At 40.9% G+C, this 394-nt stretch carries 2 protein-coding genes; both read left to right on the forward strand.

Translation table 11 applies throughout. From position 1 onward, the window contains the following. The coding region (locus tag FC652_RS20915; RefSeq protein WP_176299923.1) for a DUF3265 domain-containing protein at positions 1 to 128 on the forward strand (128 nt) is incomplete at its 5' end. A gap of 20 nt (positions 129 to 148) precedes the next feature. Further along, positions 149 to 334 (forward strand): hypothetical protein, encoded by a 186-nt coding sequence (locus FC652_RS20755; RefSeq protein ID WP_255199205.1) that lies wholly within the window; start codon positions 149 to 151, stop codon positions 332 to 334. Positions 335 to 394: the final 60 nt, after the last annotated feature.

Consider the following 394-nt stretch of genomic DNA (forward strand, 5'->3'; position numbering starts at 1 on the left):
CTAACAAAGCGTTAAAGAGGGATTCATGCAGCGTGGCATTTTTGGTTTGCAGTGATTTTTGTGGTGAAAGTGGTTTGCAAAAAGCTGGTTTGTGCGGCATTCACCCCTTAACGCAGCGTTATGCTTAATCAAATAAAATCAGCGGGTTATGGTATTTCTTTCTTCCCTCAACTTTTTGGTTTTGTGCTTGTCGGCAAGTTGGCTTCAGTGGGCGCTGTTTTCCGGACACTTATTCTTTGACGCTGGAAATTCAGAGAGTTGCCTCAATCAATTCTTAGGTAAGCGCGAAGTTAGGGCGGTTGGCTTAATCAGAAATTTGATCTTAGGTATTTGAGTTTTAGTAGCCAAATTCCTAAGTCTGATTTTCAAAACTATGAGTCATTTCGGTTTTCTA

This window comes from Vibrio sp. 05-20-BW147 (assembly GCF_013369385.1).
GTDB classification, from domain to species: domain Bacteria; phylum Pseudomonadota; class Gammaproteobacteria; order Enterobacterales; family Vibrionaceae; genus Vibrio; species Vibrio floridensis.